General features: G+C 54.1%; 18 protein-coding genes and 4 pseudogenes. 6 read left to right on the top strand and 16 right to left on the bottom strand.

Going from position 1 to position 21,261, the window contains the following annotated elements:
* Positions 1 to 187 precede the first annotated feature (187 nt).
* Positions 188 to 285, top strand: a pseudogene (locus JK202_RS16575) (IS5/IS1182 family transposase); the annotation flags it as partial.
* Positions 286 to 338: 53 nt separating this feature from the next.
* Here JK202_RS16575 and JK202_RS16570 read toward each other — a convergent pair.
* The 5 genes and pseudogenes from JK202_RS16570 to JK202_RS15250 all read right to left on the bottom strand — a co-directional run.
* Positions 339 to 383: pseudogene (locus JK202_RS16570) on the bottom strand (hypothetical protein); the annotation flags it as partial.
* A complete protein-coding gene (locus tag JK202_RS16325) occupies positions 383 to 661 on the bottom strand; it encodes a hypothetical protein (protein WP_249200147.1) in 279 nt (92 codons plus the stop codon). The gene JK202_RS16325 and the pseudogene JK202_RS16570, both read right to left, overlap by 1 nt.
* 209 nt (positions 662 to 870) lie before the next feature.
* The gene (locus JK202_RS15260; RefSeq protein ID WP_211562311.1) at positions 871 to 1,557 is read right to left on the bottom strand and encodes a hypothetical protein; all 687 of its coding nucleotides are present in this window, start codon (positions 1,555 to 1,557) and stop codon (positions 871 to 873) included.
* A gap of 454 nt (positions 1,558 to 2,011) precedes the next feature.
* Positions 2,012 to 2,695: pseudogene (locus JK202_RS15255) on the bottom strand (transposase); the annotation flags it as partial.
* 136 nt (positions 2,696 to 2,831) lie between these two features.
* The gene (locus JK202_RS15250; RefSeq protein WP_249200144.1) at positions 2,832 to 3,701 is read right to left on the bottom strand and encodes an IS5 family transposase; all 870 of its coding nucleotides are present in this window, start codon (positions 3,699 to 3,701) and stop codon (positions 2,832 to 2,834) included.
* A gap of 109 nt (positions 3,702 to 3,810) precedes the next feature.
* Here JK202_RS15250 and JK202_RS16470 point away from each other — a divergent pair, with 109 nt between their 5' ends.
* Both JK202_RS16470 and JK202_RS15245 read left to right on the top strand, forming a co-directional pair.
* The gene (locus JK202_RS16470) at positions 3,811 to 3,936 is read left to right on the top strand and encodes a hypothetical protein (RefSeq protein ID WP_283091812.1); all 126 of its coding nucleotides are present in this window, start codon (positions 3,811 to 3,813) and stop codon (positions 3,934 to 3,936) included.
* 159 nt (positions 3,937 to 4,095) lie between these two features.
* Positions 4,096 to 4,635 carry a hypothetical protein gene (locus JK202_RS15245; RefSeq protein WP_211562307.1) on the top strand — a complete coding sequence of 180 codons (540 nt, stop codon included), beginning with the start codon at positions 4,096 to 4,098 and terminating at the stop codon, positions 4,633 to 4,635.
* A gap of 426 nt (positions 4,636 to 5,061) precedes the next feature.
* Here the strand turns inward: JK202_RS15245 and JK202_RS15240 are convergent, their stop codons facing one another.
* Together JK202_RS15240 and JK202_RS15235 are read right to left on the bottom strand one after the other, a co-directional pair.
* On the bottom strand, positions 5,062 to 6,429 hold the full coding sequence (locus tag JK202_RS15240) for a hypothetical protein (protein ID WP_211562305.1): 1,368 nt from the start codon (positions 6,427 to 6,429) through the stop codon (positions 5,062 to 5,064).
* A gap of 629 nt (positions 6,430 to 7,058) precedes the next feature.
* Complete coding sequence (locus JK202_RS15235; protein WP_249200143.1) at positions 7,059 to 7,949, bottom strand: LysR family transcriptional regulator; 891 nt, start codon at positions 7,947 to 7,949, stop codon at positions 7,059 to 7,061.
* 123 nt (positions 7,950 to 8,072) lie between these two features.
* Here JK202_RS15235 and JK202_RS15230 point away from each other — a divergent pair, with 123 nt between their 5' ends.
* On the top strand, positions 8,073 to 9,263 hold the full coding sequence (locus JK202_RS15230; protein ID WP_211562303.1) for an MFS transporter: 1,191 nt from the start codon (positions 8,073 to 8,075) through the stop codon (positions 9,261 to 9,263).
* Positions 9,264 to 9,503: 240 nt separating this feature from the next.
* Here the strand turns inward: JK202_RS15230 and JK202_RS15225 are convergent.
* The 7 genes and pseudogenes from JK202_RS15225 to JK202_RS15195 all read right to left on the bottom strand — a co-directional run.
* Positions 9,504 to 9,929 (bottom strand): annotated as a pseudogene (locus tag JK202_RS15225) (transposase); the annotation flags it as partial.
* Between the two features lie 238 nt (positions 9,930 to 10,167).
* On the bottom strand, positions 10,168 to 11,091 hold the full coding sequence (locus JK202_RS15220) for a replication protein RepA (protein WP_082790570.1): 924 nt from the start codon (positions 11,089 to 11,091) through the stop codon (positions 10,168 to 10,170).
* Between the two features lie 386 nt (positions 11,092 to 11,477).
* Positions 11,478 to 12,257: a ScpA family protein gene (locus JK202_RS15215; RefSeq protein WP_211562301.1), complete on the bottom strand. Its 780-nt coding sequence runs from the start codon at positions 12,255 to 12,257 to the stop codon at positions 11,478 to 11,480.
* Complete coding sequence (locus JK202_RS15210) at positions 12,250 to 13,035, bottom strand: hypothetical protein (protein ID WP_211562299.1); 786 nt, start codon at positions 13,033 to 13,035, stop codon at positions 12,250 to 12,252. The genes JK202_RS15215 and JK202_RS15210 overlap by 8 nt, the downstream gene beginning before the upstream one ends.
* 3 nt (positions 13,036 to 13,038) lie before the next feature.
* Positions 13,039 to 14,037: a site-specific integrase gene (locus JK202_RS15205; RefSeq protein WP_211562298.1), complete on the bottom strand. Its 999-nt coding sequence runs from the start codon at positions 14,035 to 14,037 to the stop codon at positions 13,039 to 13,041.
* Between the two features lie 151 nt (positions 14,038 to 14,188).
* Entirely contained in the window at positions 14,189 to 14,713 is a 525-nt protein-coding gene (locus JK202_RS15200; protein WP_249200142.1) for an SMC-Scp complex subunit ScpB, read from the bottom strand.
* A gap of 365 nt (positions 14,714 to 15,078) precedes the next feature.
* Positions 15,079 to 16,158 carry an IS5 family transposase gene (locus JK202_RS15195; RefSeq protein ID WP_211562294.1) on the bottom strand — a complete coding sequence of 360 codons (1,080 nt, stop codon included), beginning with the start codon at positions 16,156 to 16,158 and terminating at the stop codon, positions 15,079 to 15,081.
* Between the two features lie 42 nt (positions 16,159 to 16,200).
* On the opposite strand from JK202_RS15195, the gene JK202_RS15190 reads away from it, so the two are divergent.
* Positions 16,201 to 16,599, top strand: coding sequence for a transposase (locus JK202_RS15190; protein WP_283091813.1), 399 nt, complete (start codon positions 16,201 to 16,203; stop codon positions 16,597 to 16,599).
* A 404-nt stretch (positions 16,600 to 17,003) separates the two neighbouring features.
* On the opposite strand, the gene JK202_RS15185 is transcribed toward JK202_RS15190, so the two are convergent.
* Positions 17,004 to 18,431: a PepSY domain-containing protein gene (locus JK202_RS15185; protein ID WP_211562292.1), complete on the bottom strand. Its 1,428-nt coding sequence runs from the start codon at positions 18,429 to 18,431 to the stop codon at positions 17,004 to 17,006.
* 23 nt (positions 18,432 to 18,454) lie between these two features.
* Complete coding sequence (locus JK202_RS15180; protein ID WP_211562291.1) at positions 18,455 to 18,712, bottom strand: hypothetical protein; 258 nt, start codon at positions 18,710 to 18,712, stop codon at positions 18,455 to 18,457.
* A gap of 242 nt (positions 18,713 to 18,954) precedes the next feature.
* Between JK202_RS15180 and JK202_RS15175 the strand changes: the two genes are divergently transcribed.
* Positions 18,955 to 21,129 carry a TonB-dependent receptor gene (locus JK202_RS15175; RefSeq protein WP_211562313.1) on the top strand — a complete coding sequence of 725 codons (2,175 nt, stop codon included), beginning with the start codon at positions 18,955 to 18,957 and terminating at the stop codon, positions 21,127 to 21,129.
* The last annotated feature ends 132 nt before the right edge of the window (positions 21,130 to 21,261 follow it).

Raw genomic sequence — 21,261 nt, 5'->3', positions numbered from 1 at the left:
GCTGGACGCACGCCCGATGAGGCGTATCATGACGTGCCGACGCCCTCTGGTCCGGGGTTAACCCCGGACCAGAGGGCCAACAGCAGCGCCGTCAGAATGGCGGCATAACAATAACCGGGTATAGCTTATTCAAACCCAAAAACTGTCCGAACAGACGGGTCCACCTCTTGACGGCGGACTGTTCGAGGTCATGAGCCTGCGCGAGATTGAGGGGCGTGAAGCCCTCCGAGCGCGGGCGTGATCGATAGACATTTGGTGAAAACCACGGAAAGCGGCGGGATTTCAAGCAGATGGCCCTGGATATCGCGTAAGCTCATCCCGCGCGCATACATCGAGATGAGCCGATCGTCGAAGCCAGGAAACGGCCGCCGGTAGCATGCGATCAGTTGCGGATCGGACGTTCCCGTCCGATCGCGCGGGATCTCCAGCCGCATCCGGTCGGCATGGTCTTCTGCCCGCAATCATTGCGGCAGTTCGAGCGGTCGACCACAGCCTCGCCGTCCAAATGGTGGTCCAGTTCGGCGTTGAGCAACTGCTTCGCCAGGGCTTTCTTCATATCGCCCAGAAGGGCGTCCGCGTCCGACATCGTGCGGACCAGGCGACCAGCCAGAACCTGGTCCAGAACGTCGTCAGGGATCACCGGCTTCTTGGGGCGGGCCATGATGCTTCTCCTTCCTCAGCATCCCACCAAACACACGAAATTCAGGATAGGCCCTGGCATCATCCACCGCGTGGACACTGATCGCCTCAATCCGCATGGTCACACGACAGACAGCAAAACATTGTCAGTATTGAAAAATTTCGAATCAGGATCTTAGTATATGGAAAGAGAGTTACATTCCGAATAAACAATATATAAAACGAAAACTATCATTTAACATATACTATATCAGAAGAATTAATATCTGAAGCTGATTTTTTTGATTTTTTATTGCCACGTTGCAGTGATAATTTCTTTTTATTAACTCTTATGTGCTCCCAATTATCTTTCTGAGAGCGATATAACGAAACATGAAAATCAACAGGAAATAAAGTACATAAACTCTGTATCCTCGCTAAAATATCCTGACTTTTCATAGAATTTTTTTTCCGAGCAAATACGGATACGTAAAATGCCGACCAAATTGCGGCCGCATGATCAAAATTGATTTCTTCTGCAGGTGCAACAATAGAGTGCATCCCTTTGTTTCTTCCAGCCAAGCAAGTAGAAAATAATTCGTTTCCTAATTCACAAGCAGAAAAAAATACCCTCTTTCGTTCCAGATATCCACTAGAAAGTTTACTGAAATCATTATAACTAATTCTACTTTCACCAACCTCAATATCGAGAGAAGTGCCATGGCACGAAATATGGAGATATCTATAATTCGATAATTTAAATAAATTAAATAATACGGATAGTTCCTCCTTGGATTTAAAATAGAAATATTTAGGCTTTTTCCCGCTGAGACGAAGTAGTTCAGCTAGGCGATACCCTTCATATCGACTTCTCTCTTCATCTTCATCTCGTAGACTCTCAATGATAAATACGTCAGGAATAGTTTTAAATTGCGTCATGGGAATACCTTGAAAATATTATAAAAATTTTATAACATGTTTCCTGCAAAATCAAACAGTGCATTATGATAAAATCCATGACAAAGCTATAACGCCACAATGGCAGGTGATAGATGTCAGAAAAAGAACATGATGAAATTCATAGTTATTCTACACCGGAAGAAAATTAATGCGAGTTTCTGAATAATTATGGGAATAGAGAAAATCTATATTTAGGAGATTGTCGTTACTGTATATCAAATATCTATGACATTATTGGGAATTTCTGCTATCCCATGGCTGTGTTCAGCGGGGTATCAGTGTCAAAATGGACGTTTGCACCTGGAGGGATCGAAGAACCCTTGATTGATACGCTTGGCTGGTGATTTCAGGCTCGAAGCGATTTGATTTGCTACTTTTGGGTTCGCTTTTGATCTGCGTTTTGAGCAAATCGAGTGCTGCCCCCTCTGGATGACTATGCGCTCGCGTTCAACCTTTTGAGGAAGAGGAAGAGGAAGCGGCGCATGTTGTAGACGATATTGGCCAGGCCGATCCTCATGATGGCCCGGGTGATACCGACAGTTCGGACGAACAGACCCATTTGCGATTTCTGGTCAGCAAAGACATGCTCGACGCGGGATCGGATCACGGACTTTTCTTCATTGGACCGCTGGATATGGAGTGGCATGGGTTTGAGATGCGGCTTCTTCCTGTGAACCTTTGAGACAAAGCCCTGCTTTTCCATGAAGTCTTCATTGGCTTTTGAGCGAAAGGCTGTGTCAGCCCAGACACTTGAGGCCGTATTGGTTTTATCCAGCAGCCCCTCTCTCAATCGCGCGCCATCACTGGCGGCGGCATCCGTCGTCTTCCATTTCCGGATGAACCGGAACTTCCAGTCGATTGAAATGTGCGACTTGTAGCCAAAGAACGGAATGGCGAGATCACTTGACGGCATGATTCCATCATCCTGCCGCTTCGCTTTGGTGGACTTCAGTGTCCAGCGCGCATGACGGTCCTTGTGCGACAGCTTTGCGGGTTTGTCCTGCCAGTCTTCAGGAATACGTCCTTCCCGAAGATCGGCTTTCTCGGCGTTCGTGTTGCGCTGCTTGGGAGCAGCCACCAGTGTGGCATCCAAGATCTGGCCTGACATCGGGAGATAATGAGACCTGTGCGCGGGTGGTGGATATTGTCGGTGCATCTCAATTTGATGAAGAAAACGCGGTATTGATACCTGTTTTCTTACTGCCGAGGGCGCTGCACAACGCGTTGCATGGGGGGGGATGGTGTCAACGATATCACGCCGCTACAGCGAGGATATTGAGTGTCCGTCTGAGATTGTAGGCAATGGCTGTGACGAGGATCTGGATGGCGGCTTTGGCGAGACCGCGCCATCGCATCCGGCGTAACCCATAGCTGCGCTTCCAGGTGCCGAAGATCTTCTCGATCCGGCCCCGGGTCCGATGGACGTCATCGTTCCATGCCTTCAGTTGGGCAAGCGTTTCCTGTTCGTCCCGCCCCCACATCGACGTTGCGGCAACGCGGAGCGTACCGCCTTTTGAGCGGACTGCGTCGCGGAAATGATTGCCCCGATAGGCGCTGTCGGCAAAAACCTCGCCCGGGTCGTTGGGTATGGCATCCGGTCCAGCCCGGCCATCGTTGATATTGGCTGGCGTAATCGCAATCTGCTCGACCAAAGCGGTCGTGGCATCGGCACCGACATGAGCTTTGAAGCCATGCACGGCCTTGCGTCCTTTGTGCTTGACCCACCGTGCCTCGTCATCGCGTTCGGTTTGCGAGGCGATGATCGTCGCATCGACGATCGTGCCGGTCTTGATCCGGATTGCCCGTGCTTTCAACTGACCCGTCACAGCTTCGAACAGAGCGCGATCGAGCGAGCGGCTGGCCAGTTCGCGTCTGAACCGCACGAAGGCTGTGCGCTCCGGTGTGGGTTCGTGTGCGGAAAATCCGCAGAACCGGCGAAAGGATGTTCGATCGTCCAAAGCTTCAGCCAATTTGACGTCAGAGAGGTCATACCAGACTGCAAGCAGCATCGCCCGGAACATCGTAAGCGGTGGCCATGCGGCTTCGCCTTTCGGTGCGGCGTAGAGTGGGTTCAGCAGCATCGTAATCGGCTGCCAGTCGATCAGGGCCAAGATGTCATCCAATGATGACGACTTCTGATCCCGTCGCGAAAATGCCAGGCAATCCTGACCAATCGACCGGTGCGCCATCGTCCTGCTCCAGGCTTGATATCAGACAAAAGAGAATCACTTTTTGTCCGAAAAATCTACCACCCGCGTACAGGTCTCAGCAAAGGATTGGCTACCGTTCATCATCCGTCTCGTCGGCGGCATGCTCGTCGCGCGGATCGCGGTCATGTTGGCTATTGGATATGAGTGATCGGAAGGAACCCATTTGCAGCACTGACGTTTGTGGTGCATTCTTACTGGATGAGCACGGATATTCAAAAATTATTTTTTTACAGAGGCCTTTTACATTGAAATGGTATGATATTTACATTTGAATACATTTTTCGTCACGTAATGGTCCACACTTATCATGTCAATTATTAAGCTTGACAACAGCTATACCGACGGAGATTTCCTCCTACTTCGTAGACATTTGAGTCTCCTCGACCTTGAATTGGCCAGACTAAATGCGGCTATTGATGTGTCTGACGGTCTTGAAGTGGATGGACTCCGTGACAGCGGTGAATACTTTATTGGACATGGCTTCGTAGCCATTCAACGTTACCTAACCGCGACGCGAACAGGGTTTGGTATCGGAATGAATGAAGCGTTTGGCATACCGCCAATGACGAGCCATGGGGTGTCCCTCGTCACAGCAATTAACTTAGGGGCGAACTATTGGAAACATGTGGAAGAGTGGACTGAAAAAATCAACAAATCGATCGATGCCGAGTTGACGGGTAATGCTCTGAATACGTTTAATCAACTGACGGCTATAACGCCATGGCGAGAATATACATGCTCAAACTTGTTGGCCATAATATTGGAAGGACAGAGGCTAGAAATATCTCTTCTTCTCCCCAAAATTGAGGAATGGCGAAACAACGTTTTCGTCTGCAGGGCCCCGTAAATTGAAGCGCCAAGCATTCAGTTTTTAGAGCCTGACCGAAAATTAATTGAGTTATTTCAGATACTTATAGGGGGATGATTTTTAGTGTGAAGGCCACATAGGTATTTTATCCCCTCAATCACGAGATATGGTCATGAAGTCGGGGGCAAGACTTCCCAGGCCTGACGGCTTTCAATTCAAACGAAGCACAGTTTTCCGCCAAAAACTATTCAAAATGCTCTTTTGATTCAGGCTCTTAGAACATGTTATTATCTTGGGTTGATACTTTGATTGTATCTTTAAAAGGATCTGCTTTCTGGCGTAAAATTTGGGATGATTTGCGGACTGCCGCCGTCCTATCAATCAATTCAAGTAGGCAACCAGACTTCAGGTGCTTCTGGACTGCTCTTTCCAAAGAATTGCCGATGTCAGCACGAAGCTGGGGTATCAACTCGTTGGAACACCGTAGCGCTTGAACAGAGCGTTGAAGAAAGCCTTCACATTTGCCGTGGCATCTGGCGTCTGCAATTCCGCAGCTCCAAAACGAAAGACTTCATAGCCCGCAAGTTTGAGCTCACGATCACCCCGGACCATCTGTGCGTAGCGTTGCACATCGGCGGTCCCTATGCCGTCCGTGTAGTGGTGCTTTCCGTCTACTTCGATGACAACCCGAACCCCCTGGCGCAACAGCAACAGGAAGTCCATGCGAAAGCGCAGAAGTGCATCCGGCCCCCGCTCCTTAACAGTAAGTGGATCCCAATGAAGCCATACTTCTGGTAGCAGTGCTGGCAAGTTCGTTACGGCACTGCCGAACCCCTCAAAGAAGGCCTTGAACAGCAAGGTCTGTGGCGGAGAATTCCGCGGCAAACTGGCTTTGAGGCGCAAATACAGCGAGCGCTTGGCTTGCTCGGCATCAGCGATCTGCTCTGTATCACTCCACCACTGCTGCAGATCACTCCAGCGCAGTCCATCATTACCTATGGGACGATCATAGACGAGCACCTTATCGGCATTCGTGACAATCTCAACGTCATTATCCAGCGCGTCACGGAAACGTAGATCGGGCTTGTCTGGTGAGGCAAAGATAAGATTTTTTGGTCGGCCTTTGACTGCCGCATGCGACGAAACCATTGAGAAGACCGGGTAACCTCCCTCTAAATCCGTCTCGCGCAACTCGGCGCCGCAGTCGCGTAGCGTTTCGTTAACACACGCTACGAAGTGGCGTTGTGCTGCCTCGTCGGGCCGCACATCGGCCGAAGCCAGTCCTTCAAGAAACAGCGCAAAGCGCCGATCGGAAGCGTTATAGGCGCCCAATTGGTCGAACAGCATTTCCGCCGACCAGTCTTCTGGATTTTGGTGGACGTGCTGCTGAATATCCGCGCGCAACCCACTTGGTTTGCCACTCGTTAAGTAAAAACATTCATCGGCATCCAAAACCCATAACCGATCCAGAAGGTCATCGAAATTGCGAGCATCCCCATACAGCTCTTCGTCGTTAAGTTTTCGAGCGACGTCACGCCGATAACGCTTTGGGATCGCTGGCCCCGCATTGTCGCTCCAGAGAAGATCCTGAATCTGGTTGCGCGTCGTGGCATTCGGCGGATGGTTAATCAACAGCCTGCGTGCAACCTCAGGCAGGTCGGCATCGGCAACTGCCTCAAAACTGGAGGCCATGCGGTCATGCTTGGTGCCGTCAGTGATAGGCGCGGGCAACCCCAATTTCTCGCAAAGCATCGACAGCATGGAATGCGAGCCGATGTCCTTTAAGGACATGATGAGCGGAGTTAATAGAGAGCGAAGTTGGGCGTAGTTCATCGCTTACGATTCAAGCTAGAAGTGTCATGACGCTCAGCAGTGCTGCCGATCTGACCGAACGCATCCTGCTGCCGCTGCTCGGGCATACGATCACTCAGGGCGTGCGCGTCTTCGACGAAGGCCTCACACAGGCTGGCCCTTAACCGCATACTGGTCAAGGTTGATCTTGAGCACACCTTTGGGCTCTCACGGCAAATACATCATTGAACTGGCCTGGTTTTCAATGTGGGTGATAGGAAGTGTATGCTTTCCTCCGCGATAAGCTCTCCTGCAGAACAACAAGGAGAGAAGCTGGCCGTCTGAATGTAAACGCCATCAAATTCACCGACGTCCGCTTCGGGGCGTAGCGAATGGAAGGCTGTATGTCCGAGATGAGGCGTCTGCCGCCTGTCCGCTCCGTGTTCCTTGAGCGGACAGTCAGTTCAGGAGAGGATAGTAGCAGGACGGTTATTGGGGAGGGATGACTGAAAGTATTCATTTGCAGCTTCCACGTCATGACTGCTACCGATCACATCCGGTCGTTCTCATCTGTTGAACTAAACGTCAGTTCATAACGGAATGCATCAATCAGGTTGTTTGAAGCGGACGACGGGGTGCGGCTCAGAACCAAGCCACTGCCACAGATGAGCCTATCCCAGCGACAGATGGTCGGCTAGAAAATCAATGAACAAGCGAGTCTTGGGTGGCATGTAACGGCTCGCCGGCCACAACACCCTGAATGATCCCACATCGCGTAGCATACCATCGAGAAGCGCGACCAGCGTGCCAGCCTCGATTTGCCGGTTCACCGCGAATGGCGGAAGGCAGGCAACGCCAAAACCTTGTTCAGCAAGATAGAGGAGCGGTTCTATCGTGCTGACGACAGCCGTCTGCGGCAGATCGAGATTCAGATCTACGCCATTCCGTGTAAGCGGCCACGGCTCCAGCTTTCCGCTGTTCATGTAGCGGTGATGCAGGCAGGCGTGGTCTAACAGGTCTTCCGGGGTAAGCGGCGTGCCGTGCTGTGCCAAATAGGCAGGCGATGCGACAATGCGGTGTCGAAAGACGCCCAGTTTGCGGTGCATCAAGCGGGTATCGGCGATCTCTCCGGTTCGGATCACCGCATCGAAACCTTCCTCGATTACCGCGACCATGCGGTCTGTGAAATCGATGTCCATCCGGATGTCTGGCCATGTTTTCATAAATGCAGCAATCACGGGCATCAAAAGCATGCCCGCGATCGGCAGGCTTACCCGGAGCACCCCCAAGGGCGTGTCACTGGCCTGGAATAGCATTGCCTCGGCGGCATCGACTTCGTCGAAGATTCGCCGACAATGATCGAGGAAGGTTCTGCCTTCGGCCGTCAAAGTCATGCTGCGGGTGCTGCGATGGAGCAGCCGGACGCCCAACCGCTCTTCCAGACGCGCGATGGCCTTGCCTACAGCGGAAGCGGAAATGCCGAGATCGCGGCCTGTCGCAACGAAGCTGCGGGTCTCGGCGGCGCGCATAAAGACGTTGAGAGCGCCAAGCCGGTCCATCATTCAAGCCTCACATTGCGGACAATGATGTCCTGACTGTTCGGAACTGTAGCTAATTTTTCTGTAATTGTATTGAGCTTAGTGTTGGCCCTGCCGAGCCCTTCATCGATTTGCAGGACGATTTTAATGCAGCTTGAACAAATATCACTGGCCTGCGAGGCCAATGCAGAGCGAGAGCGCCTACCTCTCGCCAGCCTACTCGCATTGGCAGCCGCGGGATTCCTCACCATCCTCACCGAGACGCTACCCGCTGGTCTTCTTCCGCAGATCAGCGACGGCCTGCACATTTCACAGGAGTTAGCCGGTCAATTGGTGACGGTTTATGCGATCGGCTCGCTGGTTGCAGCCATTCCGCTGACAAGTGCGACCCAGCGTATGCGGCGGCGTCCGTTGCTGCTTATGGCAATCGCCGGTTTCGCCGTCGCCAATGTCGTCACAGCCATCGCGTCCTCTTATGCGGTCGTTGTGGCCGCGCGTCTGCTGGCTGGGGTATCGGCCGGACTACTCTGGGCGCTGCTCGCAGGCTATGCCTCCCGTATGGTCGTCCCGCATCTGGAAGGACGCGCGATCGCTGTCGCCATGGTTGGAACTCCGCTCGCTCTATCGATCGGCGTACCGGCTGGCACATTTCTGGGTGCTTGGGTGGGTTGGCGGATCAGCTTCGGCATTATGAGCGCGTTGACGTTACTGTTGATCGGATGGACCTGCTTGAAGGTGCCCGACTTCCCCGGTGCGGACCGCGAAAAGAGAATATCGCTGGCGAAGGTTTGGACAATGCCTGGCATTCGCCCGATTTTGATGGTGACGTTAGCTTTCGTACTCGCCCACAATATCCTCTACACCTATATCGCGCCCTACCTGGCCCAATCCGGCATGGTCGCGCAGACGGATCGCGTTCTGCTGGCATTCGGGGTCGCGGCCCTGCTAGGCATATGGGTGGTCGGCGCTTTGATCGATCGCCGGCTGCGTCTTCTGACTCTCGGCGCTATCACTCTGTTCTTCATGGCAGTACTGATTCTAGGCCTTGGTCGATCCGAGCCGATGGCGGTCTACGGCGGCGTCACTGTTTGGGGACTTGCGTTTGGCGGCGTGGCGACCTTGTTTCAGACGGCGTCTGCCAAGGCTGCGCGTAGCGGAGCAGATGTCGCGCAATCGATGATCGTTACAGTGTGGAACCTTGCGATAGCAGGCGGCGGCATAGTGGGCGGTCTCATCCTCGGTGGGTTGGGTCCGGTCGCGCTGGTGTGGAGCTTGCTTCCCTTATTGACGGCCTCGTTCTTCATTGTCCGCTCGACCGATGCATTCGGCGCACGGTGAGAGGCGTGCCATTGTCTCGACCAGTCCGGGGCAAACTATCCTACCGCGGTTACTCACAGAATGACCGCACCCGCTGTAAGCTGCCCTGTGTCGATCTGGTACGGAACGACAGGAATTCTCAAACGCGGTCTATCGCAGCTGGAGGGTTCGAAAAACCCTCCTTTTCAACCGATAAAGAGTCATAAGCCATTGATATTGTTATGCACCAAGCGTGCCTAAAAGGGGGTTTTTCGAACCCTCCAGCTGGCCTGACATCGGCAAATAACCAGAGTTCCGCAGGGTCGCGTCAAAGCGGTTGAACAGACCCTCGATCGTACCCGCCTGCGTCAGGCGTTCACGGAACAGCCAGAGTGTTTTGCCATCCGGCACCCGATCTGAAAGCCCCAGACTAAGGAAACGCATAAAGGAGAGGCGATCGTTGATCAGATATTCCGTCCGCTCATCAGACAAATTGTTGAGCGTCTGGATCACCAGAATTTTGAACATCAGCACCGGATCAAATGGCGGTCGTCCGCCTTTACTTCCGTCAGAATACGCCAGGGTCTTCTCCAGATCAGGACGGAATACTTCAAAATCCACAGTCCGGGAAAACGCTTCGAGCTGATCACCAAGTCCGCTCAATCGAGCAAGCCGCTCTTCAACATCAAAGAAACCCGGCTGCTTCATCTTCCACCATACCCAATCAACGCAGGAAAGATGGAATCACACAGAAAAGCCCAAAACCAGAGGGTTTTTCGAACCCTCCATCTACAGTTTCTTTAAGGAGGCCTGAATTATATTCAGCCACTAATATCAAAGGGGCCTGAGCCCAAGGCATTTCTATGTTTGGGATGCAGGAGAAGTCAGACTTATTCGTCTTCTTCTTAGCCATGTCTATCTTATACTTTGACTATGAATTGTGCTCTCACCGACCGATCATTCGCTTTTCGGGTACAGGTGGTGGAGACGGGTAGAGCAATATTCCTGTTTCTTGATCAACTTCAACATGCGCCTCTGGATAAACGGAAAGAGCGAGTTTGAGTGGAGCTATAATATCTCTTTTAAACCCTCGTAGCTGACTATACTCAGAACCAAATTGCCCTTTAAGGGCAGCCCATGAAATGTTAACCGGGTCTTTGAGTACGTGAAGTCTATAAGCCAACCAAATATAAATATCAATTGCTTTTGATTTGCTGGATATCTGCCTTATAGCAATTTCTCTTAGCGGTAGTGGATGATCAATAAGGCTTTCGTAAAAACTTTCATCCAATCTGACAACTTCTCTCCATAGAGAAGGTTGATTCAAGTCGTTATCTATGGGGAAAATTGCATCTCTAATGAATGCCCCATTGCTTACTAGTTCTTCTCTGCCATTGCTTCGAAAAAAAGTTAGTCGGCATCGACTAATACGCTTTGCTTGATCCCTAACTGCGTTGTAGGTATTTCCACCAACAGCAATACCCATTGCCTTGAGCCAAGCATTCATTGATGCTCCAAGCTCTACTTCGCGTGACTTTGTTTTAACGGCTTGTGTCTGGAGATAAAGCAGAATCATACGAGCCATTGATCCATAGGGGATTCCAACGGCATCTTTATTTTTATCTAGCCCGCTCTCGATCAGAAGCTTTATATTACCGCCATCACGTTCCCAAACTGTCTCAGTGGTTTTTTTGTGAGGAAGTGCCGCCATTGCGAAGCCAGAATGGGTTATTCCGATCGACATTGCTTCATCGGCCAGCACTTCATGTGCGGCATCCACACAATAGCGTTGCACCTTACTTTCCAAGGATGCTTGGCGTCTTGCCTCTTCTAAACCGTGCAGTTCGAGGAGATTGTGGATTCTTCCCATGAGCAGACCATCGGCGAGAGGATAAAATGTGTCAATTTGGACTCTACGCACATTGAGGCGCTTGGATTCTACACACGCCTAGTTTGGACTCTGCTCACGCTGTTCTAGAAAAAGATATTAGTAATCTTATTAGATGGTGTGCGTAGGATCCAAGGGATAACCCGGGTTTTGGTAAGTAGAGTCCAAACTAGGCGTGTGTAGAATCCAGAGGACAACCGGGAAGGGCAATTTTCCGTCTGTGAATAAGTTTTTTTCTGATGATACCGAGGTGCGTAGAGTCCAATACCGAATCAGGCACAGATATCTGAGAGCTGAAGTGTGTGTAGAGTCCAATTCCTAATTGCTTTCCCAGCCGTGCGTAGAGTCCAATGTGCCCTATATCCTGCTCAACAATGGTTCATGCTGGTTTTCGCGTTGACGACTTTAAGCTGCTCGTAGCAAGTTAGCTGGGTAAGTAGCAGTTCTCCTTCCCTTGCCAGCTCCAAAACTGCCGCAAGATGAACAGCCCACGCGGCCTTGCGGTGTGTCAAGCTTTGAGGGGTTTCCGTGGGAGAGAGACTCATCACGCCCTCGATGAGGTCCCACGCGCTCTCCGAATGTTCGCAAAGCTTCTGCTGCCACCACGCGACGGCGTCTTGAACGGATAGACGGGGCAGAGCTGAGGGAAGAAAAATGCTTTCTTCAGGCATCAGCTGCGCCCGCCGACGGGAAACAGACAAAAGCGCGTCAAGCAGATCCCGGGTGAGGATGAAGGATGTCGCCTCAGCCGCAGAAGGCGAGGGGGGCAGCTTCCCGCGTCCAAAAACACTTTCGCCCAGCACAGGCCGAGTTTCAAAGCACTCCACGGCTTGCAAAAGCGCGTCCTTTCGAAGCAGAACTCGTTGGAGCTGCTCAGCTGCTGAGTGGGCGGCAAGGTGCGCTTCAGTATCGTCCCGAAGCAAAAGGGCCGAGCGCATCTGTACAAGGGTTGCAGCCAAAACGAGCTCATCTGCCGTCTGCTCAAGCGGACGGGTGTTGAGCCGCTCTTCTACACAGTTCAGAAACTCGTCAATGAGTGCAGTCAGTGGCAGGGTCCGAAGATCAAGGGCATGACGGCGTACGGCCTGCAGCAACGCGTCTAATGAACCTTGCCAGACGCCAGCCTCCAGAAGGATGACATCAGACATCGTAAAGTGGGCGAATGGAGAAGGTGAGGTCAGGCCATCGGGTCGCAATGGTCTGAAGAGCCGACCAGGGTGTCCAGTCCGCTGACCAGAAAGAAACACTCCAGCAGTTGGTGCTCTCTTTCGGATGTCCGCCCATGACTTCGACCTGCTGTAATGGTCGCGAAGTGCCCCAGTGCGCCCAGAGCCACGCTTGTGTCGCGGAGGCGGTAGGGCCAAGAGAGAGAAGATCCAAAGGCATGGGACAGAGGGCATTGAGATCCAGGGGAACAGAGCCCGGTCCCGCCTCTCGGGCGAGAAGGGTCTTCTGGCTTTTGATAATCTGATCGATTAATGCGGCCGTTCGGGCATCCTGGGTAAGAAAGCTCCGGCCCAGATCTTCGGGATCGCTGACATCTGGCCCCCACGGTAGGCGGCCGGTACCAGCCGCTTCCGCCCGGAACCGGCCTAGCACAGCTTTTGGGCCAGTGACGGTCAAGACATGCGCTAACCAGTCCGGCTGGGGATTGAAAAGAGGCGGAGCGGAAAGGGTCTCCGGTTCTGCACGCCCTGATCCCAAGATTGGAAACGCCGTGCCGATCGCCGGTGGCCTGGGGGTATGGCGAAGAAGCGTCGGACGGGTGGGAAGGCGAAAGCCGGTCTCAGCGTCCTCATCGTCGGTCGGGACCGCTTCACTGTAGCCGTGCGCCACCGGTCGTGCTTCGAGCTCCAGCCGATAGGCCTCCAGGCGGGCGACCATAGCATCAACATCTGCGATGATCTCAGCAGTAGTTTGGGGCACCGGTTACAGATCCAGAAGATGGGCGGGAGAGTCCAGGTCCAGACGGGCCCGACGGACATAGCGGCGCATGCTGCGCAGGTCCCGGTGGCGGGTATGCGCCATGATCTGCTCGTCCCGGGCATTGGCCCGGAAAGCCTCGGTAACGAAGCCGGCGCGCAGTCCATGCGGGCTGAGGCGTTCCCCGGAGGGAACCTTGAGCCCAACCACTCTGGCACGACGCAGCAGGATCTGCCGGACCGCATCCGGATGCAAGGCATCACGTCCGACCTGTTCCCAGCGATTGATGGACCGGAAGAGGGGACCATCCGTAATCTCGGCTTTCTTCAGCCAGCGCTCCAGAGCCAGAACCGGACAGGTTTCGCGATGCCTGCCGCGCGGCAGAAAAATTTCTTCGCCCCGGTGTTCGGGGTCTGTCTTGCTGCGGGCGATATGGAGCTTCAAGCCGGTTGCCACGATCCGGACGCTCTCTGTCGTCAGAGCAACCAGCTCTGAACGGCGCAGCGCCCCGGCAAAGCCGATCAGCAGAAGGGCCCGATCGCGCAGATCCGCCAGCGCTTCGGCGGTTTTGCTCTGTGCGGGGGCGACGAGTTTGCGGACTTCCTCGGAGGTGAGGGCAGCGGCCTGCTTCTGCGGTGCGCCGTACACACGTCCTGCCGCGCGAAGGGTGGTACGGATGGCCGCATGGCCGGAGCTCCACTCCAGCCCCCGCATGCGATGCTGATAGCCGATGGCCGCCAGGCGACGGTTGAGAGCCGAGCAGCTGAAACGGGGTGCCAGACTGTGCAGCCAGGCCGCGACGACGGGAGGAGCGGCCGGAAGAGGGGACGTTCCGTGCTCGTCGCACCACTGACAGAAGGCCTGCCAGTCATGGGCATACGATCGCAGGGTTTCGGATGCATAGGCCGCGGTCCGGGCACTGTCTTTTGCGGCGTCCAGAGCACTCTGCAGAGCGGGGGAGGGCGTCTCGGAAAGACGCTCTGCAGACTCTGTTGGGACTGTCATGCCGGTGATCTTCCTTCTGAAACAGCCAATAAGTCTGCCGTGAAACAGCAATTAAGGCAACGTTGATCTAACACGTGGTAAGAGAACATTACCACGTGTTAAAACGACAGAAAACAGACTCAAAATCCCCGTAGAACGAGCCCCAAAGGGCTTAGAGCGGGCCTCTCAGGCCGTCGAGCAACGGATCCAAGTCTACCAGGGAGCGCAGACCGTAGGTCACGAGGAAGGTTTCGGTCGTGGCCCAGAGCTGGGGTTGACCCGGTATCGGCTTGCGGCCAACGCTGCGAATGAGACCCTTCTCCTGCAGCAGGGTGAGGGTCTTTTGAGGCAGGGCGGCATCTCGGAAGCTTTCGATCTCGGGTCGGGTGACTGGCTGACGCGCGGCAATCAGCAGGAGCACTTCGAGCACTGCGCGGGGGAGGCGTTCCGGCGGTTTCTCTCGCACAGCCCTCAGGGCCTCCGCGAGGTCGGGGGCCGTGCGGAACATCCAGCCGTCTCCGACCGCGACCAGATCAAACCCCAACTCCTTGGTGCGTCTGGCCACCTCGCTCAGGATCTGGGCGAGGTCTTTATCTTCTCCCAGGGCGCGCGCCAGCATCGTCCGGGACACAGGGCCGCTGCTCTGGAACAGGAGGGCCTCGGCCAGACGGACGGGATCGGGGAAAGAAGACGTCATGACATGAAGCATAGGGCCGCTTCGCCGCTTTCCGCCAGAGTCCGGGATGTCTTTCTCGGGTTATGATTGTATACTAGGCGGGGGTGATGCCAATCCGATCGGAACTGAAAGCGTTCTACCCATCAAAATGGGCGGACCTCACCCAACAGGTGCGGTTCGAGCGGACGGTGGAAACATCCGCAGATAGGGCACTGGTTCAACGGACGGGGCAGGCCGGTGTCGCCTCCGGATCTGGAGGGTTCGAAGAACCGTGAATTGAAGACCTTTCTTCCTGATTTTGCGGGCGCCAGGCTGGTATTGAAGGTTCTGGATGATGATTTTCGCTCTACGTTTTGAGCAGAGAGAGGATTTCATGCTCTGGATTGCTACGCCGCGGCGTTAATCCGCTCCAGGAGGAGAAAGCGACGCATATTGTAGACGATATTTGCCAGTCCGATCCTCATGGTGGCTCGCGTGATACCTACGGTTCGGACGAACAGTCCTGTCTGCGATTTCTGATCAGCAAAAACATGTTCAACGCGCGATCGGATGACCGACTTTCCAGCATTCGACTTCTGGATATGTCGTGGCATGGGCTTGAGATGAGGCTTTTTCCTGTGGACCTTCGAGACAAAGCCCTGCTTTTCCATGAAATCCTCATTGGCTTTCGAACGGTAGGCCGTGTCGGCCCATACGCTTGAGGCTGTATTGGTTTTATTCAGCAGCCAATCCCGCAATCGGGCGCCATCACTGGTGGCGGCATCTGTCGCTTTCCATTTCCGGATCAGCCTGAACTTCCGATCGATGGAAATGTGGGATTTATAGCCAAAGAACGGGATGGCCAGATCTGTTGATGGGATCGTCCCGTCCTCCTGCCGCTTCGCCTTGGTAAACTTCAACGTCCAGCGCGCATGACGGTCCTTGTGGGACAGCTTTGAGGGCTTGTCCCGCCAGTCCTGTGGGATATGTCCTGCCCGAAGATCCGCTTTCTCAGCATTGGTATTGCGCTGTTTTGGAGCCGCCACCAGCGTTGCGTCCAGAATCTGACCTGACATCGGTAAATAGCCAGCGTTCCGCAGAGTAGCATCAAAGCGATCAAATAGCCTTTCAATCGCACCCGCCTGCGTCAGACGCTTCCGGAACAGCCAGCGTGTTTTGGCATCCGGCACGCGGTCCGACAGTCCCAGACCAAGGAAACGCATGAACGACAGGCGGTCGTTGATCAGATACTCCGTCCGTTCATCAGACAAATTGTTCAGCGTCTGGATCACCAGGATCTTGAACATCAATACTGGATCAAAGGGCAGGCGACCGCCTTTGCTCCCATCCGCATAGGCCAGAGCCTTGTCCAGATCAGGGCGGAAGACTTCAAAATCCACAGTCCGCGAAAACGCTTCGTGCTGGTCACCAAGCCCACTCAGACGAGCCAGGCGCTCTTCAACATCAAAGAAACCAGACTGCTTCATCCCATCCTCCCGTCATCACACCAAGGATAGAATCACAGCCAACTGTTCAGAGACAGGGGGTTCTTCGAACCCTCCCGTTCCATTCCTGGTATTGACCCGGTATCAGTCGCCATGCTTCTCGCCGAAATGCCAGAGCTCGGCCGCATGACAGCGACAGAAGCCGCTGCAATGACTGGTCTTGCGCCAATGGCTCATGATAGTGGCGCGATGCGTGGGAAACGGGTCATTTCAGGGGGAAGAAGATCTCTCCGCCACGTGCTGTTCCAGGCAGGATTGGCAGCTGCCTGCCATAATCCAGTTCTGAAAGCTGTTGCCAAGCGTATGAAAGAGCGGGGTAAGCCACACAAACTGGTGATCGTCGCTATCGCACGGCGCCTCTTCACAATCGCCAATGCCGTCCTCAAAACCGCCCTGCCATGGCGCATTAGCTCCGCCGCTTAAACACAGTTGCTAGGGGGTTTTTCGAACCCTCCTGTTCGTGAATGCCGAGACCCTGTTTAGGGAACAAAAGCCTTTGCCATCGTGTGTCTGGCACGAAATCGGTCATTTGCGGCTAATCTAACGCAGGCCTAGGCGTACGTTCCGTCGTGTCATGACAGTTGCCAGCCCGCCGCCTGAAACGAGACCTCCGATTGAGAACGTGCCAACCCAGATGAGCAATGCCAGCGGCATCGGTTCCATTAGGCAGATGCCGAGCGCAGAAAATGGCAGCACGATGCGTGCAGTCTGCAGAATAAGTGGCCATGGCGATGCAAGTCGCATTTGAAGGAGGCGCAGGATTTTAGGCTGGAGAAGTGCATGTGCGGTGAGTGCCGCGACCCAGAAAAGCATTGAGGCAACGGTGATCATAGCGGACCAGTCAGTTTGTTCTGGCCCCAGAGCGCAAGAGCCCCGAAAGCAAAGGCAGTTAGATTAACGCCTGTATAGGCGTTCCACCCGGGTATCGGAGATGAGCGGGAAAGAGCGTCGAGAACCGGAAGCCCGCATCCGAGGAACGCGATAACCCATGCCTGTTCACGCCATGCCGTGCGGATTGAGTATGTAAAGGCCCGGGTCGCGGCATGAATCGCAGTCGCCAGCCAGATGCCGAAAAAGACATGGACTTCTATATCGCTTCTGTGCGGCAGGCCGGCATTAAGGAGGCGGTTGCTCCAGAGCAGTCCCAGCGCTGCGACGGGAAGACCAAGAACAATCGTCAGTGTGAGTGTCTCGGCAAGCTTCAGCAGCGTCGTTTGTCCGTGTGTCCGGCGGTATCGTCTGAGAAACAGAATGAGGCCTGCCGACATCATCATGCTTCCGGTTGCACCGCAGAAGAAATACAGCCATCGCAATCCGAGGGAGCCCCAACGGATGAAATGAAGGCCCCGCATACTGCCCCCAAGACGGTCAGCAGTGCTGTGGAGGCGTTGAACGTTGAGAAGTCTGCCATCCTGAGCCGAAAAATCTACATGATCGCGGGTCATGGCAAAGGTAGCGGTATCAGCTTTGGTGAAAATGACATTGTTCTTGTCGAACATGATGAAGCCGATCTTCCCCCGACCAAAAACGGTCTCGGCTTGGTGCAGCATGGGTGCCAGCGGAGCATGAGAATCCGCCGCGCGTTCAATGTCCGAACGCGACAGGCTCCCAGGACGTGCCGCATGCTTGCCATCGACCGACGGGAAGAGACGCGGCGCGTGAATGACGGCTCCAGTATAAGCCATCATCGTAATGAAGGGCAGGAGCAATACGCCTGCCATGATATGCGCGTCCATCCAGGCCCTCCCCGGTGCTGCGAAAGGCCGGAACAGGATCAGATCAGGTAGTAGATTGCGAAAATGGATAATAACGCCTGAAATGACCGCAATGATTAGGCCAACTGCCGCCGCTTCGGTCACGAAGTTGCCGATGGATGGGCCGCGGTAGAGCGAGTGGTGAAGATCGAAAAAGATCTGCCCCCCGGTGGTATCGCGAAGCGGAATGTCCGCACCGTCACTGGCATTCACGGCAGTACCGACGAACGCGTGACCGTCATAGTGCAAGAGACGCAGGACAGGATCGCGCGAAGACGGCAGGTTCAGGAAAACGATCAGGCCATTGCGACGCATGGATAAGGCCAGGTCGCCTGCACGGTTCAGCGCATCGTCCGTCATGGGAGAGAATGCAACATTCGATAGTTCAGGCTGCATCCAGCGCGTGATTTCGGTGTCGAACAGGGCCAGCGTGCCGCCAGTGAATGTGACGACAAGGACGAGGCCACCGATAAAACCCACCCATCCGTGAAGCCATGTCATTCGGTTTCGGAGCAGGTCACGCATCAGCAGGTTGCCATTTGCAGCAGGGGAAGGGTCAGGAATACGAGCGAGAGAGGTCGTTTCTTCCGGCCAGGCAGTGCAAACGCCCCAATAATAGCAACGGGTATGAGCGCGAGAATCAGGCTGTGCGCAAGTAGCGGATTATAGGCGCCCTGTTTCCGACCGAAGGCCAGCATGGCTATGAGCGCCACACCGTAGATAAAGACAACAGTGACGACAAAACGCAGGAGCCAGTGCTTCCAGAGCGTCGGTCTTGTCATGTCGGATTTTGCTGTGCGCGCGCGAGATGTTGGCGTGTGTTTTTGGGGCAAGGCTGGCTTTCAGGCGAATCGGAGACGAGGAGGTTAACATTTAACGGTATGTAATATGCAATGATATTGCGATTGTTTCTCATTTGCGTATAGCTGCCCTTTCCTTTTCATACTTGTCAATGAGATCGACTTTGAATTTCCGACCGTACTCCCGTTATTTCGGCCTTTCGGTTTCCTGTTCGGTTTTTCCGATGGTTTGCGGCGTTTTGCTGAGTGTGGCTCACGGTCAGGACCTTGCAGCAACGCCGCAGGTAAAGCGCAATACGAATGTTGCCTCTCCCCAAACCAACCCCGCTCAAGATACGAGCCTTCCCGACGAGCAGATTATCGTGAAGGCCAAGCGGCGTAACCAGATGGAAGTGATTTCCGGAGGCCAGCTTGGTGCGCTCGGTACGAAAAAAGGGTTGGATGTTCCATTCAACGTGCGCAGCTACACCTCCGCGCTGATCCTCAATCAGCAGTCACAGACTCTGGGGCAGGTTCTGGAGAACGATCCTTCCGTGCGTACGACCTACGGATACGGCAATTTCTCAGAACAGTTCGTCATTCGCGGTTTTCCAGTTTATGGCGATGACGTCTCGATTAACGGGCTTTACGGTATCGTGCCGCGTCAGCTTATCTCTCCGCAGCTTTACGATCAGGTGCAGGTGCTTAACGGCGCGAGCGCATTTCTGAACGGTGCTGCTCCGGGCGGTTCGTCCATCGGCGGAAACATCAATCTGATGTTCAAACACGCCACGCAAGACCCGATTACTCGCATCACGGGCGATTATGAAAGCAATGCGATGGGTGGGGGCAATATCGATGTCAGTCGTCGCTTCGGCGCGGACAAGCAGTTCGGTTTTCGCGTAAATGTTGCGGGCAAGAGCGGTGAAACAGCGATTGATCGGGAGCGCCGCCATTCCGTGGCGGTCGGTGGCGGTTTCGACTGGCACAGCCGCGATGGCGCAACACGCGTGACCCTAGATATGGATTATGAAAACCAGGGGGTTCGCCAGGGGCGTCCAGGTGTGCTTCTGGGTGCGGGCCTGACGAAAGTCCCGCGTGTACCAAGCCCTTCCAGCAATTACGGGCAACCCTGGACCTACACCGACCTGAGCTACATTTTCGGTATGCTCAATGTCGAACATGATTTTTCCAGACATCTGACAGCCTATGCGGCATTCGGTGGACTCGGTGGTAACGAAAAGGGCAATTATTCGTCACTAACAGTCAGCAATTCAGTGACGGGGGCTGCGACAAACGGGTCCATGTATGTTCCGTACGTGCAGACCAACGAGAGCTTGCGAGCGGGCTTGCGCGCGCATTTCAATACGGGGCCCCTGAAGCACGAGATCAACACGGGCGGTTCGAGCCTTTGGTCCGAAAAAGATACGGCCTATGCGATGTCTTTGCAGTCGGTTACGTCCAACCTCTATACACCGACATTTTATGCACAATCACAGCCACAGACTTACGTCGGCGGTAATGTCAACGATCCAAAAGAGAATGGTTATACCCGTCTCTACAGTCTCTTTTTTTCGGATACGGTATCGGCGTTTCATGATCGCGTCGCTCTGACAGCAGGTTTTCGTTATCAGAATATTCTCGCCAACGATTATGGCTACGGGAAATATTTTACCTCCTACAACCGGGACGCATTCACACCGGTTGTAGGTTTCGTCGTACACCCGACACGCCAAACCTCACTTTACTTCAATCGCATCGAAGGGCTGGCACAAGGGCCGCAGGCGACCGGGAATGTTGTGAACACCGGGCAGATGTTTCCACCCTACCAGACCGTTCAATATGAAGTGGGCGCGAAATACGACATCGGGCGGTTCAGTACGTCCCTCGCATTCTATCAGATTTCCCAGCCCAATGGTTATGCCGTGCCATTCGGCAATTCCGGTCAGTCCATTTTCTCGGTCGATGGCTTGCAACGCAATCGGGGTGTCGAGTGGACAGTCAACGGCCAGATCGTCAAAGGGCTGCGGTTCAATGGCGGCACGTCCATCATCGACGCCAATCAGAGACGCACTTCTCAGGGGCTGTATAACGGCAATCGTGCCATTGGCGTTCCGGGTTATACAATCAACGCCAATTTGGAATATGACCTGCCTTATCTGAAGGGTGGTACGCTCACCGGGCAGGCGATCCGGACAGGCCATCAGTGGGCGAATAATGCCAACACCCTGCGGGTGCCGGGCTGGACGCGTTTCGACGTAGGTGCGCGTTACACGTTTGTTGTCGAGCACAAGGCACTAACCGCGCGCTTCGGGGTCGAGAACCTTGCGAATACGCGTTATTGGGCATCGTCGTTCGGGGGATATCTGCTTCAGGGCATGCCACGCACATTCAAATTTTCTATCACGACTGATCTCTGAGAATCTGACTTAGGCCCAGGATCGGTTTTGTTGCGCAAATACGTGGAGAGGTGGCCCCCATTTTTCGGACAGGTGTCTAAGCTATAATCCGACCTGAGAGAGGACGGGTTTTATGGGTAAGGTTACGCGCAA

Source organism: Gluconobacter sp. Dm-62, assembly GCF_018256155.1.
Lineage (GTDB): Bacteria > Pseudomonadota > Alphaproteobacteria > Acetobacterales > Acetobacteraceae > Gluconobacter.
The sequence above is the reverse complement of the archived record's forward strand: the minus strand, read 5'-3'. Positions and strand labels throughout refer to the sequence as shown.

Coding starts and splice junctions, on each gene's coding strand:
- JK202_RS16325 (WP_249200147.1), bottom strand. CDS start 661: ATGGCCCGCCCCAAGAAGCCGGTGATCCCTGACGACGTTCTGGACCAG.
- JK202_RS15260 (WP_211562311.1), bottom strand. CDS start 1,557: ATGACGCAATTTAAAACTATTCCTGACGTATTTATCATTGAGAGTCTA.
- JK202_RS15245 (WP_211562307.1), top strand. CDS start 4,096: ATGTCAATTATTAAGCTTGACAACAGCTATACCGACGGAGATTTCCTC.
- JK202_RS15240 (WP_211562305.1), bottom strand. CDS start 6,429: ATGAACTACGCCCAACTTCGCTCTCTATTAACTCCGCTCATCATGTCC.
- JK202_RS15235 (WP_249200143.1), bottom strand. CDS start 7,949: ATGATGGACCGGCTTGGCGCTCTCAACGTCTTTATGCGCGCCGCCGAG.
- JK202_RS15230 (WP_211562303.1), top strand. CDS start 8,073: ATGCAGCTTGAACAAATATCACTGGCCTGCGAGGCCAATGCAGAGCGA.
- JK202_RS15220 (WP_082790570.1), bottom strand. CDS start 11,091: ATGGGAAGAATCCACAATCTCCTCGAACTGCACGGTTTAGAAGAGGCA.
- JK202_RS15215 (WP_211562301.1), bottom strand. CDS start 12,257: ATGTCTGATGTCATCCTTCTGGAGGCTGGCGTCTGGCAAGGTTCATTA.
- JK202_RS15205 (WP_211562298.1), bottom strand. CDS start 14,037: ATGACAGTCCCAACAGAGTCTGCAGAGCGTCTTTCCGAGACGCCCTCC.
- JK202_RS15200 (WP_249200142.1), bottom strand. CDS start 14,713: ATGACGTCTTCTTTCCCCGATCCCGTCCGTCTGGCCGAGGCCCTCCTG.
- JK202_RS15195 (WP_211562294.1), bottom strand. CDS start 16,158: ATGAAGCAGTCTGGTTTCTTTGATGTTGAAGAGCGCCTGGCTCGTCTG.
- JK202_RS15185 (WP_211562292.1), bottom strand. CDS start 18,431: ATGACATGGCTTCACGGATGGGTGGGTTTTATCGGTGGCCTCGTCCTT.
- JK202_RS15180 (WP_211562291.1), bottom strand. CDS start 18,712: ATGACAAGACCGACGCTCTGGAAGCACTGGCTCCTGCGTTTTGTCGTC.
- JK202_RS15175 (WP_211562313.1), top strand. CDS start 18,955: ATGGTTTGCGGCGTTTTGCTGAGTGTGGCTCACGGTCAGGACCTTGCA.